Origin of the sequence: Priestia sp. SIMBA_032 (genome assembly GCF_046535215.1) — a bacterium.
Taxonomy (GTDB): domain Bacteria; phylum Bacillota; class Bacilli; order Bacillales; family Bacillaceae_H; genus Priestia; species Priestia aryabhattai.
In genome coordinates, this window is record NZ_JAWRXD010000774.1 from 1 (window position 1) to 267 (window position 267).

1 protein-coding gene is annotated in these 267 nt (G+C 33.3%); it reads left to right on the top strand.

The annotated features are described in order from the left end of the window. Window positions 1–46 precede the first annotated feature (46 nt). Window positions 47–267 (top strand): tRNA (adenosine(37)-N6)-threonylcarbamoyltransferase complex ATPase subunit type 1 TsaE (gene tsaE, locus SB717_RS36410; protein WP_410907898.1); only part of this gene is annotated, 221 nt, incomplete at its 3' end.

Sequence of the window (267 nt, forward strand, 5' to 3'; positions counted from 1 at the left end):
GTATAATAAAGAGCAGAGAACATTGTGAGTAAAGTAGGTGAAGTCTGTGAGAAAATATGAAGTAACAACAAAATCTTCTGCGGAAACACAAAGATTATCAGAAAAACTAGGTGAACTCGTAGAAGCACAAGATGTAATTATTTTAGAAGGAGATCTTGGAGCTGGTAAGACGACTTTTACAAAGGGACTAGCAAAAGGTCTTGGAGTGAAAAGAGTTGTAAATAGTCCTACCTTTAATATTATTAAAGAATATAAAGGAAGATTTCT